The sequence below is a fragment of the Pyrofollis japonicus genome (assembly GCF_033097485.1).
Taxonomy (GTDB): Archaea; Thermoproteota; Thermoprotei_A; order Sulfolobales; family Pyrodictiaceae; genus Pyrofollis; species Pyrofollis japonicus.
Map to the genome: position 1 here is coordinate 202,746 of NZ_AP028634.1, position 16,512 is coordinate 219,257.

General features: G+C 49.5%; 11 protein-coding genes. 10 read left to right on the forward strand and 1 reads right to left on the reverse strand.

The annotated features are described in order from the left end of the window. The first annotated feature begins 93 nt into the window (after positions 1–93). The 4 genes from SBG41_RS01060 to feoB all read left to right on the forward strand — a co-directional run bounded on the left by SBG41_RS01060 (position 94) and on the right by feoB (position 6,100). Positions 94–2,679 (forward strand): hypothetical protein, encoded by a 2,586-nt coding sequence (locus SBG41_RS01060; protein WP_317895693.1) that lies wholly within the window; start codon positions 94–96, stop codon positions 2,677–2,679. Between the two features lie 19 nt (positions 2,680–2,698). Then, complete coding sequence (locus tag SBG41_RS01065; RefSeq protein ID WP_317895694.1) at positions 2,699–3,334, forward strand: hypothetical protein; 636 nt, start codon at positions 2,699–2,701, stop codon at positions 3,332–3,334. A 66-nt stretch (positions 3,335–3,400) separates the two neighbouring features. Continuing rightward, positions 3,401–3,997 carry a FeoA domain-containing protein gene (locus SBG41_RS01070; RefSeq protein ID WP_317895695.1) on the forward strand — a complete coding sequence of 199 codons (597 nt, stop codon included), beginning with the start codon at positions 3,401–3,403 and terminating at the stop codon, positions 3,995–3,997. A 216-nt stretch (positions 3,998–4,213) separates the two neighbouring features. Next, positions 4,214–6,100 (forward strand): ferrous iron transport protein B, encoded by a 1,887-nt coding sequence (gene feoB / locus SBG41_RS01075; RefSeq protein WP_317895696.1) that lies wholly within the window; start codon positions 4,214–4,216, stop codon positions 6,098–6,100. A gap of 51 nt (positions 6,101–6,151) precedes the next feature. Here feoB and SBG41_RS01080 read toward each other — a convergent pair whose 3' ends face one another. After that, positions 6,152–6,640, reverse strand: coding sequence for a PadR family transcriptional regulator (locus SBG41_RS01080; RefSeq protein ID WP_317895697.1), 489 nt, complete (start codon positions 6,638–6,640; stop codon positions 6,152–6,154). 97 nt (positions 6,641–6,737) lie between these two features. On the opposite strand from SBG41_RS01080, the gene SBG41_RS01085 reads away from it, so the two are divergent. From SBG41_RS01085 to SBG41_RS01110, 6 genes are all read left to right on the forward strand, one after another. After that, the gene (locus tag SBG41_RS01085; RefSeq protein WP_317896480.1) at positions 6,738–10,985 is read left to right on the forward strand and encodes an MMPL family transporter; all 4,248 of its coding nucleotides are present in this window, start codon (positions 6,738–6,740) and stop codon (positions 10,983–10,985) included. 229 nt (positions 10,986–11,214) lie between these two features. After that, a complete protein-coding gene (locus SBG41_RS01090) occupies positions 11,215–11,961 on the forward strand; it encodes a TrmB family transcriptional regulator (protein WP_317895698.1) in 747 nt (248 codons plus the stop codon). A gap of 171 nt (positions 11,962–12,132) precedes the next feature. After that, the gene (locus SBG41_RS01095) at positions 12,133–13,368 is read left to right on the forward strand and encodes an ATP-binding protein (RefSeq protein WP_317895699.1); all 1,236 of its coding nucleotides are present in this window, start codon (positions 12,133–12,135) and stop codon (positions 13,366–13,368) included. A gap of 110 nt (positions 13,369–13,478) precedes the next feature. After that, positions 13,479–14,138 carry a Snf7 family protein gene (locus tag SBG41_RS01100; protein ID WP_317895700.1) on the forward strand — a complete coding sequence of 220 codons (660 nt, stop codon included), beginning with the start codon at positions 13,479–13,481 and terminating at the stop codon, positions 14,136–14,138. A 368-nt stretch (positions 14,139–14,506) separates the two neighbouring features. Next, positions 14,507–15,226: an ABC transporter ATP-binding protein gene (locus SBG41_RS01105; RefSeq protein ID WP_317895701.1), complete on the forward strand. Its 720-nt coding sequence runs from the start codon at positions 14,507–14,509 to the stop codon at positions 15,224–15,226. A gap of 20 nt (positions 15,227–15,246) precedes the next feature. Further along, positions 15,247–16,443, forward strand: a complete 1,197-nt coding sequence (locus SBG41_RS01110) for a SufD family Fe-S cluster assembly protein (protein WP_317895702.1) — start codon at positions 15,247–15,249, stop codon at positions 16,441–16,443. The last annotated feature ends 69 nt before the right edge of the window (positions 16,444–16,512 follow it).

The window sequence follows — 16,512 nt, forward strand, 5'->3', positions numbered from 1 at the left end:
TTATACTGGTCCAAGAGGTTCTCTTCTTCACCTAGAGGAATTACAAAAATCCTAAAAACGTTGTAAATACCAGTTTACTCGGGGGCTTACTTTATGCGGTTTAGAGCACTGTCAACAGCAATAGCAGGTATCATAGTAATTGCATTTCTCCTAGTAGCAGTAGTCCCCCTGCTCATAAGCATATACCAAGGAACAATCAGCGCACATCTTGCTCTTAACAGCGAGCTAAACCGAAAAATCGGGGCAGCCGCACAGACACTAAATATCACATTTGATCCACTAAGCTCTAATGATGTAGAAAAACACTATGTTATTAAGAATACTGGTCCAAAGGATATTGGAATTAAGTTCTACATAATCACTGATAGTCGCAATATGTATATAGTTAAGGCAGGTGATACAGTAAATAATGATTTCCTGGTAAACAATATAGTGATACGAACCAAGCCACTACCACCAGAAGACAAGATAGCGCTAAAAAATGATACAATAGTAGTAAAGGCGCCTCTCGGTAAAGCATTAGTCATTGTAAAGAACGGAGAACTACTGGGCTCGATACTTACAAGCGGGGTATATGTTCATGCAATAGGAGGGACAAGTGCAAGCAGAGTAACTTATGCTGAGATAGCTAAGAGCCTAAAAATAGAATATTTTAACCTAACCCCGTATAAAAGCATAGGAGATTTATTAAGAAGCGGAAGCCTAATAGTGTCAACAGATATTTCGGCAAAAGAAACAGATGAAAACATCCTCAATAGTGGGGTAATATCCTCCTATTGTTTTAATGGCTCACCTACACAAATGAAGGAGGGAGGATTCACGCCAACAATTGATAGAGAGGAGCTAGATGCAGTCTTTATCCATAACTTGGGACCCATGCCTGGCATGATTATACTTGGAGGAAATGATCCAGACTATAAAAATGAATCAATCCACGTATCGCTATATGAACCATATTATTATTTAGCTCCATTCAAGAGCAATGAGCCCGGAATAATAGCCATGAAAACCACCAATGATAATAAGCCAGTCATATGCATCAGCTGGTTCACACCGGATAACAAAAGTATTGCACACTATTGTTGGCCGGAAGATACCGGGAATACTCTGAGAAATAAAGTTGAAGAATCCCTCCTACGAAATAGTGTAGAAGTAGATGAGAGCACCCCTACTGATAACCCCTTCAATGTTGAGAACGCCGATGCTAAAGTATTAGTAAGTCCAAGCATAGGCGTAATAGCATGGCTTCAGAAAAGTGACGGAAAAATAACCACCGTTTACTGTCCTCCCGACAATTATACAATAGATATCAATACCATGGTTATTCTCCCAAAACCTGATGGCTGTGCCGTACTTACGGCGGATAATACATATATGTACAAGGCAAAAGCCGGCTCTGGCATAACAATTACTCTGAAAAGCATGCAAGTACTCGTAGACGGAGGATATATGGGCTCTGCAGAAACCACTATTAACATTAATAGTGAAAACATTAAGCTACTACGTATAGGCAGCAGAGAAACTAACAATTATCCCCGTGTTCTAAAAATAAGCAACATTCTTGTAAACAAGACCCTATTATTGCTTCATACTTATCTACTTGATAATGAAAACGGCTTAGCAGGAAGAGAAAAAGAGCTTAGCGGGGTAAACGCTTTCGGAGTATATTATTATTCTGGATACCTGTTAAATATTAGTGTAAAATACGAAAAACTAAGTACAACGAATATTTCAAAAGGCAACCCAGCATGCAATTGCAAGGAAATTAAGATATTAGGAATAAAAACCGGTATTTATAAATGTACATGTACACCTATATGGGAACGTTATACCTACTCATACATATACAATTTATATGGTATAGGCGGGAAGCTCTCAGTCTTTGATTTTCAACAGGGTACTTCTTCTGGGCTTAGACCTTTCACAGTCATAGCTGATACAGATGGTAATGGGCTAGCGGAGCTCATATTTACAGATGAATGGTTTAAACCAGGCCTGGTACTAGATCTAAGGAATCTTTTTATAGAGATGGCTGGAGTGAATATTGGTGCAAAAAGTTACTTGATTTATGATTTTAGTGATGTTTTAGTTCCTGGCTCGGATCTTGTACCCCAGGATATATATCAATGGTTAGGAAGTGCTTTTGGACTCGGGCTTAGCGTTGACAGCACCTTCTACCATCCCGTTTACGGTGGTCTCGAGATGCCTTGGTATGGGTGCGTTGACAATGTTAGTGCTGGCTTTGTGTATTTCAAGTTCATGGGGAGAAGCGGTGAGTATGGCGTTAACGGAACCAATGCTGCGGAAATAGCACTATCTCTGCGTTATTCGTTTCACGACTCCGTGGGAGGCGGTACTAGCGAGGTGCTTGATCCAAAGAAGGGTATATGGGGTGTCTTTGCTGTTGACGATGAAGGCTTCCTTGGAAGTAGCTATGTATATCTTTATGATAGAATGCACGATCTTGGACATACATGGCCTCCTAGTAATAATTTTGTAAGCGATACTGTTTATCTACCACTTCCAAGGAAGCCTCGACTTTACTATGTAGCATTCGGGATTTCAGATCCATATTACTATACTCGTGCTAGCGGAACTTCCTATAAGATTGGCTATATTAATGATGTTGATTTCACTATAAGAATTGAAGGTGCAGGTATGTGGTATTTACATCGTTAACTATAGGAGGGTAATAACGATGCTAGAGCTACGAGGACAAGCTGAGCTTATATCAACAGTTATTATAGTGTCTGTTGCAATCATAATTGCTTTTGGCCTTATCTATTATTTTAATCCAATGATTTCTAGAAGTAGCGCTGAATACCAGCTTTCTAGCAAGTTATCACTAGTCGCTTCATCGCTTGTTATTTCACCGATTTCTTCATTAAATAAGACGGACAATGTTATTACCGTTTTATTTGTCAAGAATATGGGACAAGTTTCTTATAGGCTTTATACCGGAGTAGTAGTACTTTACGGTAATATTCCTGTTAAAGATCAAGCCAATATAAGTATCTTTATTATGAGAGGGGATGCGGCCGTTGTGGATGGCAATGAAGGATGGAAGAAAATAAATGGGTTTAATACTACTTCCCAATATGTATATATCTATATCAACTCTAAATACTATAGGCTTAGTGACTATGTTGGGCAGGTAAACTATACATTATTTGATCTTGGAGTTTTAGGGAACAGCAGATCGTCTATTGTCCTAAAGAATGTGCTTAGGGATCCTAATCCGATTTATACGTATGTTTTATCGTTTCTCGTCAGAGTTGGAGACAAGTATTACGAAGTTGGCCGCTTTCCCATATATTCCGGTGCCAGCCGCTAGATCTTATCTCTAGTTTTTCCCTTAATTATAATGAGACAAAGTATTGATATGTGAAGGTGTTAAAGTGTGGACGAGAGTTCTGATGTTCTGAAGATTGCTAGAGAGGATGTTTTGAGGCTTGCCATGGAGAAGGGTGGTAGCGCTTCAGTTGAGGATATCGCCAAGGAGGTTGGTGACAGGGAGCTTGCAGATAAGGCTATTGAGTCTCTCACCCGTGAAGGTCTTATCGAGAAAAAGGACGGGATTGTTTCTCTTACTTCCAGTGGTAGGAGATTTGCTGAGAATATTTTTAGGAAGCATAGCCTTGTTGAGGCCATGGCAAAGGATCATCGTATTGCGCATTTTCTTGAGCACATTGATGTTGAGCCCGGGACCATTAGAGAGTTTGTTTCGCGTGGCAAGTTTAGGCGGCTCACGGAGCTAAGTATTAGCAGTACTGGAAGAGTTATTGCTGTGACCGATCCTCGTCCTAGCCTCGTGGCCCGGGTTTATGGTGTTGGGCTTCTTCCGGGGCGCCGTGTGCGGGTAGTTGCTCGTAGCCGTGGCTTGGTTGTCTTGGAGGTTGGTTCTGAGGCTCGTGTGGTCGCACTGGACGAAGATATTGCGGGCAAGGTGCTTGTTGTGGTTGAGCCTTGTCCTCGGGGAGAGAGTGGAAAGGAGTAAATTGTTTCTTTTCTAGGTTCAGGAGGTGTCCCGGAGAGATTGTTTACCCATTTTTATGTATCTTGTTAGTGTTTCGTTTTCGATATTGTTTCTAGGATAACGCTTATCTAGCTGTTCTTGTCTCATGGTTTTCGGCTTAAGCCGCCCCTTACTGTTTGCAGGCGCTTAGGCACCGTGTGATGAGAGTGCTTGGGGAGCAGGGAACGGGGCCTAGCAATGACTAAGCGTGTTTTGTTGCTTGGCCAGCCGAATGTTGGTAAGAGCTCGTTGCTTCGTGCGCTTACTGGTGCCCGCGTCCAGGTCTCTAATTATCCTGGTACGACGGTTGAGGTGACTAGGGCTTCTACGGTAATTAATGGTGTTAGGTATGAGTTCGTTGACACTCCTGGCGTCTATAACTTGTTTCCGAGCAGTATTGAGGAGGAGGTTACTGAGCGGGCGCTTCTCAGCGAGGACTATGACTTCGTCATAGTTGTTCTTGATGCTACTGCTATTGAGAGGGGGCTTGTTTTCGCGGTCTCTGTCGCGGAGCTTGGGCCGAGGATGATTATTGCTGTTAATTTCTGGGAGGAGGCGGAGAAGAAGGGCATTTATATTGATTATCGTGGGCTCGAGGAGGCTTTTGGTGTACCGGTTGTAAGGATAAATCCTGTGAGAAAGAATGGTGTCAGGGAACTCGTTGGTCGTCTCGGTGAGGCCAGGCAGAGCAAGATAGTGATTCGCTACGATGACCATATTGAGGAGGCTATTCGTAGAGCCGAGGGCTGTGTAACTGGGCCTACTCGGCTTAGTCGCCGCGGGCTGGCCGTCCGCTTAGTGGAGGGCGACCCCCTGGTAGCTGAGCGGTTTGGCTGCCCGGAGGCAGAGGAGGCTAGGAGAAGGCTTGTCGAGGAGGGCCATGACCCGTACCGCGATGTTGAGATAGCTCGGGCGGGTTATGCTATTAGTCTCTCGCAGAGATATGTGAGAGTTGAGCCTAGGGCTCATGGCGCGCTTACCCGTCTCGACGTGTTCCTTGTGCAGCACCCCTTCTTCGGCCTCCTGACTTCCCTAGGCTTCGTCCTGGGCATTATTGTCTTAACTGTCGTGTTTGGGGGCTTAGTTATAGACTGGGCTACGGGTATCCTAGACCACGTTGTAGACGGCGTCGTGGGCTCTCTTGAGGGGCGCGGTCTCCTAGGCCTCATGGCTGCTAAGAGTGTCCAAGCCCTGTATGCACAGTACGTGTCTGCTCTGCCATACGTGTTCATCTTCTACTTCATACTGATGTTGCTAGAGGACTCGGGGCTCCTAACGAGGATAATGATATGGCTTCACGCGTTCACGAAGAAGATTGGGCTGTATAGTAAGGGGATAATACCGGTTCTGCTCGGCCTTGGATGCTCTGTGCCAGCGATAACGGGGACGAGGATACTGCCGAGTACCAGGCAGCGAATAGTAGCTATTTCTATGCTTGCATTTGTGCCGTGCTCTAGCAGGGCCTCAATAATCTTCGGTATTGCTGGGCGCTTCCTGGGAGCACTGGCACCAATAGCGATATACTTGGCAGGGTTCACCATAGCTCTCATAATAGCCAAGATTGTCGCCAAGGCTACAAGGGCCGAAGAAGAGGCAATACTTGTTGAGGACATACCGCCGCTAAGAAGGCCTAAGCTGGGCCTCGTCGCCGAGAAGGCTTGGCTACGCCTAGAGGACTTCATAAAGGTAGTTACGCCGATGATAGTTGCAGGCGCTGTTGCATACGCGGCGCTAACATACTATGGCGTAGACAGTGTAGTGGAAACAGTCTTCTCTCCACTCGCGAGGCTACTAGGCCTGCCAGCGGCAACCATGATACCGCTCGTCTACGGTTTTCTCCAGAAGGACCTCGTCATAGCTATGCTTGCAGCCGTCCTCGGGACAGCAGACTTTGCAAAAGCGCTCACACCACACCAGATAATGACGTTCACCATTGCCTCAACATACCAGGTTCCATGCATAATAGCCCTAGGGGCGATGATCCGGGAAATAGGGGCAAAGAAGGCCATACTGCTATGGATATTCCTAGACGCCGTAGGCTTCGCCATAGCTGCTCTTTACGCGCACTCGCCGCTGCCGCCATAGCCTGGCCAAGAATACGTGACCCGGGGCTATGCGGCGCCCTACTAAGGGGATCTAGCTAAGGAATTTCTCCACGGCCTCTATTAGCTCCTCTGTCCGCGCCTTGATCGATTTCAATTGCTCAATTATCCTTGATAACAGGGCCCTTAGCTCTGGTGAGAGCTTTATTGGCTCCTTTACGCCGCGTACTGCTGCTAGGTGGAGCCTCAGCGCTATGTCGAGTATGTTTAACGCCTTCTCGGCGCTCCTCATTAGGTATTCTGCACCCTTCTCGGTTATCCGGTACACTTTTCGCTGCCTTGCCCCACGGGGCTCCTCGCTTGACTCTATGAGTCCCTCCTCTTCTAGGCTCCTTAGCACGGGGTATACTGTTCCGGGGCTTGCTCCTCCCTCACCTGCTTCTGCTAGGAGGCTCCTTATCCGCTTGATTATCTCGTAGCCCGACTTTGGGCCCTCAGCTAATAGGAGGAGAACCATGTAGCGGGTTCTCATCTCTACTGCTCGCTCAAGGTATTCTGCCTCGCTCTGCTCTGCTGAGGCCACTGTTTCGCCCCCACATTCTCTAGGAAGGGATTATGGAAACCCTTTTATCTACTAGCGAGCAGTCGGATACTGACCAGTCGGGTGTAGAGCGGTGGGTATGGCTGAGGCGATTACGAGCAGACCCCTACTAGTGGTAACAGTTTGGATAATAGTAGCTGCAGTATCGTTTCCGCTCTTCGTGAACCTGAGCAGCGTCGTGAAGGAGAAGATGTATACTCTCCCCTCGAGCGCAGAGTCGATGAAAGCCATGGAGCTCATGAAGAAGGTGAAGAGTGGGGCAGAGACGCATAGCGGCGTCGTAATAGTTGACGGCGTCGACCTCGAATCCAATGATACGTTGCTAAAGCTTGTAAAGATTGGCTACTCTCTAAACAAGACGGCACTGAAGTATTCTAAGAGGATAACGGGGCTTCCCATCATACTTGCCGTGACGAATAGGACGCTTTACAACCAAATGCTGGACGCACTGAACAAGAGCGCAACGGGGGCCAAGAAGCTCTACGCAACTCTCGACCAGCTTGACAAGGCGTATGCAGCAGCACTGGAAAACACTACTAAGCAGCTTAGCGAGCTAAACAAGACCATTGATGCAATAATTGCTGCCGACAAGGGATACGTTGAGGCGTATAAGGGCCTGCTCATGCTCAGAGACAGCCTAAATAAGACCATGAATGGGCTCATAGAAATAGACAGGGCTTATACCGAGACTACTAGCAAGGTCGAGGCGCTGGGTTCTAATCTCACAAGCCTTGCAGGGACACTACAGCTTCTAGACAAGGTGTATGCAGGATTCTATTCAAACCTAACCACTGCCTCTAGGCAGCTCTTAAGCCTCCTAGGCAACGAGACAATGGTTAAGCAGCTCGCAGAGGGATTCGGGTACACGTGGTGGCAGGTAAGCCGCACATACTACTATATGGATAAGCTTGGTGGAAACTATACTGCCTATGCAGAGATAGCCAACTTATCAGCCCTGGATCCATCGCTTGCTCCTCTGCCACGCGACCAGGCAATGGCTGTCTGGCAGACAGTGCGACAAGAGGCTGCGAAGATAGGTGACATAGACCAGGCAGTACTACTGGCTTCGGCAATTATCTACGAGAAACAGGTACCTGTTAGCGCTAAGCCGCTTACAAGAATAATCGAGGCTGCTTGGAACACGACGCTCGCCAAGTACAAGGCTGCCAACAACATTACGTGCTTGACTTGTATGTACAGGGTTGGGGAAGGAGCTGCAGAGTCACAGCTACAGGTACTAGGCATCGCGAAGAAGATTAGCGGTGAAGCCGCTAGCTGTATTTATAGCAGCAGGGAGGCTGTCGCCGCGACAATCATCGCTGAAATGCTTACTAAGAGCGGGGTCAGCCCCGACAAGGCAAGAGTATTAGCGGGACAAGCAGTAAGAGGTACAATCAATACCACCATGCTTGCCGAGGTAGTTGCGGAGCTAGCGGCTAAGCAGAAGAACCTGCCGAGTAATCTCGCGGCAATGCTCGCAGATATTCTCGCAAAGTACGACCCTGCTGCTAACGGTACTCTTGCCTCCTCGTGGGAGAAGAGCCTAGAGGCCGCAGCAACCCTTCTCAAATCAATGGGTGCACCAAGCAGCATCGTTGACGAGCTAGTCAGGCTTCTAGAGGACAAGCCTAAGCCGGGACGTGAGGACTATGCAAGAATAGCTGCAACAATACTTGCCGAGAAGCTCGGAAAAGAGGCAGTGCCTCTACTCGACCTGGTAGAGAACTATGACCCTGCTGCTGAGGGCCTGGTAGCGTCTAATACCAGTCTTGCCGCGAGGATTGCCGCCGACTTCGTCTACACGGCTGCCAAGCAGAGGGGAATGAGCATAGAGAGGAGCATTGTCGAGAAGCTTGCAGAGATGATGGCGAGGGGAGAGGCGAGTGATGAAGCGCTTAGGAAGATCGCCTTAGATATGGTCCTAGAGGAGGCTGCTAAGAAGCAGGGGGAGGAGGCGGCCAAGCTTCTTGGACGAGTCCTTGCAAAGTACGACCCGCTGGCGCAAGGCGTTCTTGCGTCTAATCGTACGCTTGCAGCCAAGGCCGTCTACGAGCTTGCGGAGGAGCAGGGCAGGAAGCTGCCCTTCAGCCTAGAAGAGTTCATAGAGATGCTGAGCAACCCTGCGGCGGCGAGGAATGTTACTGCAAGGCTCTTCGTAGAAATGAGTGCCGAGAAGGCGCCCAAGGAGATGAAGAATCTTGTTAGAAAGCTTGCAGAGATCGTTGTGGAGAAGGGGCCAGGGATACCTGATGAGGAGAAGTGGGAGATCGTTGCCCAGCTGATGAAGCAGGAGATGGCCAAGACTAGTCTAAGTGCTCCAATAGAGATGCCGGAGGAGTTCCAGGAGAAGCTGCTCGGACTAGTAATCAGTATCGCGAAGGGCGAGACAAGTCTAGAGGAGGCAGCAAAGAGGGTATCAGAGGAACTACTGCTGGGCTCCATTGCTCCAAGGCTAATCAATGAGTCCAAGGGCCAGCTCGTATCCAAGGACCTAAAGGCATTCATATTGATGATTGAGCCTCTCGGCGAGACTGAGGAGGAGAGGGCCAGGAATATTGAAGCTGTTGCAAATACTACTGCAAGGCTGTTTGCAGAGAACAGGCTCAGCGCCAAGATCTACGTGAGCGGCGAAGACATATTGCTTCAGCAGGTAAGGGAATACGCCATAAGGGATGCGGAGAAGACTTCGAGGCTCAGCGAGCTAGCAACATTTGTAGTACTGCTAGTGCTTCTCGAAAGCGTCTTCGCCGTACTACTGCCCTACATAGGCATAGTGTTGGGCCTCGCAGTAGGAGGAGCAATTGTCTACATAGCTGCAAGCCACGGTATCATAGACTTCTCGTCCCATACACAGAGCATAATGATGACTACAGCCCTTGGACTCGGAGCAGACTATGCTGGCTACCTCATCTACAGGTTCAAAGAGGAGTACGCCCTCCTAGGCGACGCCAGAGAGGCTGCCCGTAGGAGCTTGAAGCGCGCCGGGCCCGCCATAGTGGCGAGCGCGCTAACAGTAATCATAGGCTTTGGAAGCCTCCTCTTGGCGTGGGATATTTCGTTCCTCCGTGGATTCGGCGAAGCAATACCAATAGCTGTAGCCGCTACCGCTACTGCGACACTAACCCTTGTACCAGCGCTCCTAGCAATAGTTGGCGACAAGAAGTGGTTCTGGTGGCCTAGGCGCCCGAGGAGGGAGAAGGTTGCAAACCGCGAGAGCAGGGCCATGAAGTGGCTGCTGCGCCACGAGAAGCCCGTACTAGTGGGCGTCATAGCCCTAATACTCGTTGCTGGCTACTTCTACGCAACATTCCACGGGACACACGACATGAAGCTCATGTTGCCCGAGAACGCGCCAGCGCTAAGGGCGTTCGAGGTTCTTAGCACGAAGTTCCAGGCAGGAATAACGGACCCCGTATTCATAGTTATAGAGACGAAGAATAGCATCTGGGAAGACCCTGCTACGTGGAGCGCGGTGAAGAAGCTCAGCGACAAGATTGCAAGCATTGAGGGCGTCGGCGAGGTGCTTGGCCCAGCCTACCCGATGGGTAGGCCCGCGCCAAACGCTACAGCTGCTCTAAAGATGGGTGGTACTGCGTTCACGAGCAAGGATGGAAGAATTGCGTTGATACAGGTAGTGCTAAGTATTGACCCCTATAGTAGAAAGGGCGAAGACGCCATAAGAGAAATGCATCGCATAGTCCACGAGGAGGCTGCGAAGCTGGGATTCAGGGCATACATGGATGGAAATCCCTATGCAACACTCGAGATGGATGACATACTGACAGACGAGTTCTATCACCGTGTGCTACCAGGAGCAGCGACGCTCATGATACTCACGTTTACCGTTATATTCGGCGGGCTATGGGTGAGCATAGCGGCGCTAATAGTGATAATAGGCGCCGCGATGATAGGCATAATGGCTAGCACGTTGCTCTTCAAGTACATCTTCGGCAAGGAGATGCTGTGGTTCATGCACATAATAACATTGGCCGCCGTAATGGGTGTCGGGATGGACTACAATAGCTTCTTCTTGGCCAGAGCCCTCGAGGAGTACCATAAGACGGGCTCCGACCCCAAGAGATCAGTAGTGAGAGCAGCCGGAGCAGTAGGCTTGTTCATAATAGGGCTCTCGTTGGTAGTATCATCGGCTTATGCGATGCTTATGGCAGCAAACAATACTGGTATGAAGGAAATGGGGTTCGCGCTAGCAACGACAGTGTTCACAGCAGCACTGATGGCGGCATACTTGTTGACACCACTAGTAGTCTCAATACTAGGCAAACACGCTTGGTGGCCATGGGGTCTCCGCAAGAAGATCGAGCACTAGCCAGCACAGTGCCCAGAAGCACTTATTTTTACACCAAAATACTTATTGTGCCGCTTCTACTCTATCGCGCCTCCACATTTCTATGAAAACTCTAACCATTAATGGGGGCTAGGACGTCCTTGTAGCAAAACATGGTGGCATCTATATAACAGTAAGCCGGGTTTGCTTCGCCGTCGCGTCCCCGATATATAGGGGCTAAACACTATAGTCTAACTAGGAGGAGCAGCAGATGCCTAGCAGTGATGAGCTAGAGCTGCGTGTCCGTAAGCTGCTAGGCCTCTCCGGCTACGAGGCTAGGGTGTACCTCGCCCTCCTCGGCCTAGGCAAGGCAAGGCCAGCCGAGATAGCTAAGGCCTCCCGTGTACCCTCGCAGCGCGTCTACGATGTGCTCCGCAGCCTTGTATCAATGAACCTGGTCGGCGAGGAGAATGGCTACTACTATGCAATAGACCCCTACCGGGCCCTCAGCGCGAAAGCCGAAGAGGTAATGGTTAAGGCTAGCGAAGAAGCGCATCAGCTCAGAGAGCTCGGGAAAGAACTGAGCAGGCTGGCACGGAGATCTGGGAAGGAGTATGTCCAGATCGTGTACGGCGTTGAGGAATCAGTAGCCAGGGCCCTTGAAGCCCTCCGCAGGTGCACAGAGCCCCCCATATTCATGGTCTATAAAGCCCTTGATAGACTAGAGACACTATGGCCGCTACTAGTTCTGCTCATCAAGCGCCTCCCAAAAGGCACAATAGTCATCTTGCCGAGAACCGTGAAGGTTCCAGAAGACAAGCTTAGACTAGTAGAGGCACAGGGAGCGAAAATAGTGACCTCGGAAACCGTAATGATGGATCTCATGCTGGCATGCGACACAGTCATAATAGGGCTTCCAAGCACGCCTTACAATGTTGTCTCACTCGTAATAAGCAACCCAATATTCGCTGAAGCACTCCGCAGAAGACTAGAAGAAATTATGAGGAATCAAGAATAGCCAGAGCTAGGTGCTCCTGGCAAGGCTACTTCTTGGTTTACTTGTTCTCTGATAAGGACTTGATCCTCGCGATTAGCTAAACAACTAGCATAATAGTTGTCTCCGGTACAGATGCTCAGCAACATACTTAGAGTAGTATACTCTGAGTATACTAACCAGGGTATAAGTAATATGGAGAAGCGGGTTATAGAACGACCAACCCTCAAGAGATTCTTATTGAAGCCTGGTAGAAGGCTCTTATATGGTCGAAGAAAAACCGGGAAGACCTTCTATACGCGCTATGTGTTAAGGGACTATGAGTACTTTATTGTAAGGCGCGGCGGCAAAATATATAGTTTCGCTGACGACATGGAATTAGATACTAGGACTTTTATCAAGATTTGTAAAACAGTTGACAAGGTTATATTGGACGAGTTCCATAGAGCAAATAAGCTTGTTTTTGATGCTATTCATGCAAACGAGTGCAGGGAGAACCTGGTCCTAATAACGTCTACGTTGCACTATTACAGACAATTCGTTGAAGCCACTGATGCCCCGCTTAAAGGACTGTTTAACACTAGACAAGTTGGACTTGTTTCACCCGTTGACCTCTTAGCCTCGAGCTGGGATATTGATGACCCGAAGAAACTGGTAGAAATCCTCGTCTTTTACCAAGAGCCAGGCATGATAGGCTTTGACCTAGAAGACATAGTTTTCACGGGGCGCGAACTAGCACCGAGTCTCGTAGGAGAGGTTCTAGACGAAGAAGACTATGTAAGGACAAAGAGGTACGATGCTATACTTGAGGCCCTTGCAGCAGGTAGTTCAAAGCCAAGCGAGATAGCAAACTATCTATATGCTAGAGGATTATTAGAGAAACCTAATCCCTCACTTATAACGAAATACCTCAACATAATGACGCGCACCGGGCTAATCGAGCGGGTAGAGATATGGGGAAAGCAAAGGGGGAGCATCTATAGACATGCCTCTCCTCTAACCGAGCTAATATATTACCTTGATGCAAGGTACGGGTTTTTCGACGTGCCCCCCGAGTGGGGCTTTGTTAAGAAAGCAGTTGAGCAAAGAATACCCTTGCTTGTAGAGAGATTTTTCGAGCGATTCCTATCAGAACTCTACGGGCTCAAGCCGGTAAAGATACTGCAGCCGGAGATAGACATCGCTCTCGCCGAGTTCAAGAGGCTAAGGATTGTAGCCGAGGTTAAGTGGAGCAAACGGGTAACACGGCAGGAAGTTAGGGAGGCAGAGGCCAAGCTTTCGTCTCTTAAAGCAGAAGAACGGTTCCTCATAGTGCCGGATGAGTCCGTAGTAGCTGCTGAGACATGGCTTAAAGTAATAGATGTTCGTAAGGCTGTACTGCTCGCAAGAAGGGCGCATCGGGAGGCAGAGACCTTGGACGAGGAGGCGTAGTGCCGCAGAGGGCATGGCTGTCCGGGTTTTAAGGCCTAGGGCTGGGTGGTATTGGGGCCTCTGGGTTACCTAGCTACCTTGCACCTATTACACAAGTGGCGCTGAGAGCCATGGCAAGAGCAGACGATTTCGCGAAGATATGGAACCCCCAGGCAAAGGGACCCGGCGTAATGGATAAGATAAAGACGTTTATCAACCCGCCTCCACCCCTGAGGCAGAAGCTTGCACTAGCCCTCTACAAGCTGCGCGTTGAGAACAACAAGCTAGAATACATCGTGCAGAAGATGAAGGAGAGAGACCAGCTGCTCTTCGAGAAAGTAGTGCAGGCACAGATAGAGAAGGACCAGACAAGGGCCGCGATGTACGCAGCAGAAGTAGCAGAGCTCAGAAAGATGATAAAGAGCCTGCTAATGGCCAAGTACGCTGTGGAGCGCGTAGCACTACGCCTCGAAACAGTAATGACAATGGGCGACGTCTTGACCGGGCTAGCACCAGTAGTAGCAGTGATAAAGGACCTGCGCCGCTACCTCACAGGACTCGTACCAGAAATAGGCCTAGAGATGGCAGAGATAGGCGAGCTCCTAGAGAGCGTAGTAACAGAGGCAGGCGAGTTCACAAGCTTCATGAGCATGCCGAGCGGCGTATACAGCGAAGAGGCAAAGAAGATAATGGAAGAGGCCAGAATAGTGGCAGAGCAGCGAATGAAGGCAGAGTTCCCCGAACTACCCAGCGCATTCCCGACACCCGCAGGCGAGAACCAGCAAAAGTAACAAAGCCTTCACCATATGAACAGCTTCGAGGCACGAATCCGCGTCAACAATTTTTACAATTCTATTCTATACCTTATCCGGTTTTAGCTAGAGAGCCTTGTTCTTCCCTGCGGAGAGCTTCTAATTTAAAACACGATACCCTAGCTCGTCGAGTAGCCGTAACGGGTCTTGTCCCTTTTTGTAGCCGAGCTCCGTGTTGCACGCATTGCTATGCCTGAGTGTTTCTTTGCTTTGTAGGCCCGATTTTCCATATAGTAGTGCTGTACTTCATTAAGACTTCATTAAGTTATGTGCTAGGGTCGCTGTGTTACTGGCTAAAGCTTATATTGTGTTGTTTTCACTTGTTATAATAACTGGGCATAATTGGTATGATGCTAGAAATTCGAAATATTTCTGTAGCGGTTGACTCTAAGCTAGTGGTTAAAGGCGCATCACTAAGCATCGGCGACGGCGGGCTTCATGTACTGATGGGTCCTAACGGGGCTGGCAAGTCAACGCTGCTCCAGGCAGTGATGGGTCTTCCGCATTATCGCATAGTCGAGGGAAAAGTACTAGTTGATGGCGAGGATGTTACCGGGCTTCCGCTCTACGAGAGAGCAAGGCGTGGTATTGCGCTTGCTTTCCAGAACCCGCCTTCAATGAAGGGCGTGACGGTTAAGTGCATCCTAGAAGCTATGGAGAAGATCTATGGAGCGTGGAGCGAGAAGACTAAGTACACTAGGATTCTCGGAATTGGCTCTCTCCTGGAAAAGCCCCTAGGAGCTATGAGCGGCGGTGAGAGGAAGAGAGTGGAGCTCTTTCTCGCACTTGCTCAGAGGCCTAGAGTCTTATTGCTCGACGAGCCTGATAGCGGTGTCGATATAGACTCGCTTAACGCTATAGCCGATACCGTTGAAGACGTTGTCTCTAGGGGGATTGCCGTCCTCCTCGTCTCTCATACTGTTAGGTTTCTCGAGGAGCTCGTTGACCGCGGCATAGTGGAGGCGATCCATGTCCTTATTGATGGCAGGCTACGGGTCAGCGACGAGCCCCACCGGGTCCTCAAGCTAGTCGAGGAGAAGGGGCTGAGGGCCGCAGGCGCGGCATAGAGCCGCAGGAGGGGTGGAGGATGAGCGTTGAAAAGATACGTGAAGAGGCAAGGAGAAGGGCCTTGGCACTGCTTGAGAAGAACGGCATAACCAGTGTAAACAAGGTCTTTCGGGGATTTGATGAGCAAGCTGTTGAGGCTGCTAGGAGGCTTGGCCTAGACTCCAGTCTCGATAGGGCTGCATATGTGCAGGTCAACGAGGAGATTGTTCGCAGCATGCTCGAGAGGCGCCTCGCTAGGCAAGGCGTGGTAGTTAAGCCCTTGGCCAGGGCCCTCAGCGAGTACCCGTGGCTCGCCAAGTATTATTGGAGTAGTCTACCCGTGGACCACGATGTCTATACTGCTCTTGTCGCTGTCTACGGAGACGATAAGGGCTACGTGGTATATGTGCCGCCTGGCACCGTGGTTGAGACGCCTATCTATGTCTGCCTCTTAGTAACTGTCAGCGGAGAGACCCAGCTCCTACACAACATAGTAGTGCTCGGAGATGGCGCAAAGGCGACTCTTATCACGGGTTGTGGCGCAAGCCACGGTGTCGGCAAGGTAGCGCACATTGGTGCAACGGAGATATATCTCGGCAAGGGGGCTGAGCTCAACTACGTCATGATTCATTCGTGGAGCCCTGGGAGCGAGGTCCGGCCGCGGACGAGTATCTCGCTGGGCGAGGGAGCGAGGTATACTGAGTACTATGTCTCCTATGGCGGCGTCGGGGTCCTAGACTCAGAGCTATATGCGAGGATCAACGGGGAGGCGAAGATGTACTCTGCTAACATAATAGTGGCAGAGAAGAGCTCCAAGTACTCAATGAAGACCCTTGCAAAAATAATAGGGGAGGGTGGGAGCGCCGAACTCGTGTCAAGGATAATAGGGCACAGCGGCTCCCATGTACGCACCGAGGCAGTCATAGAAGCAGAGGCTCCGCATGCAAAAGGCCACATCGAGTGCCTCACCCTACCCCTAGGCAGAGACGCCGTGGTGGAGACCGTGCCGGTTCTCCGCTCACGCGTAGAGAGCGCTGAGCTGAGCCACGAGGCTGCTATAGGCAAGCTCAACGAGGACGAACTAGCCTACCTAATGGCTAGGGGGCTTGACGAGGAGCAGGCGAGAGCCATCCTGCTGAGAGGCTTCCTACACGTAGAGGTACCGGGGCTACCGAGCAGCGTGAAGAGGCTCATAGCGTCCGTCGAGAAGACGCTGGCCGAGAAAGGCGCCTACTAAGAACCTCCCCTTCCTCCCTTGTTCTCTGCTCCTCTTATCGCCTTTACTATCCTAGTTCGCTATGCTGAT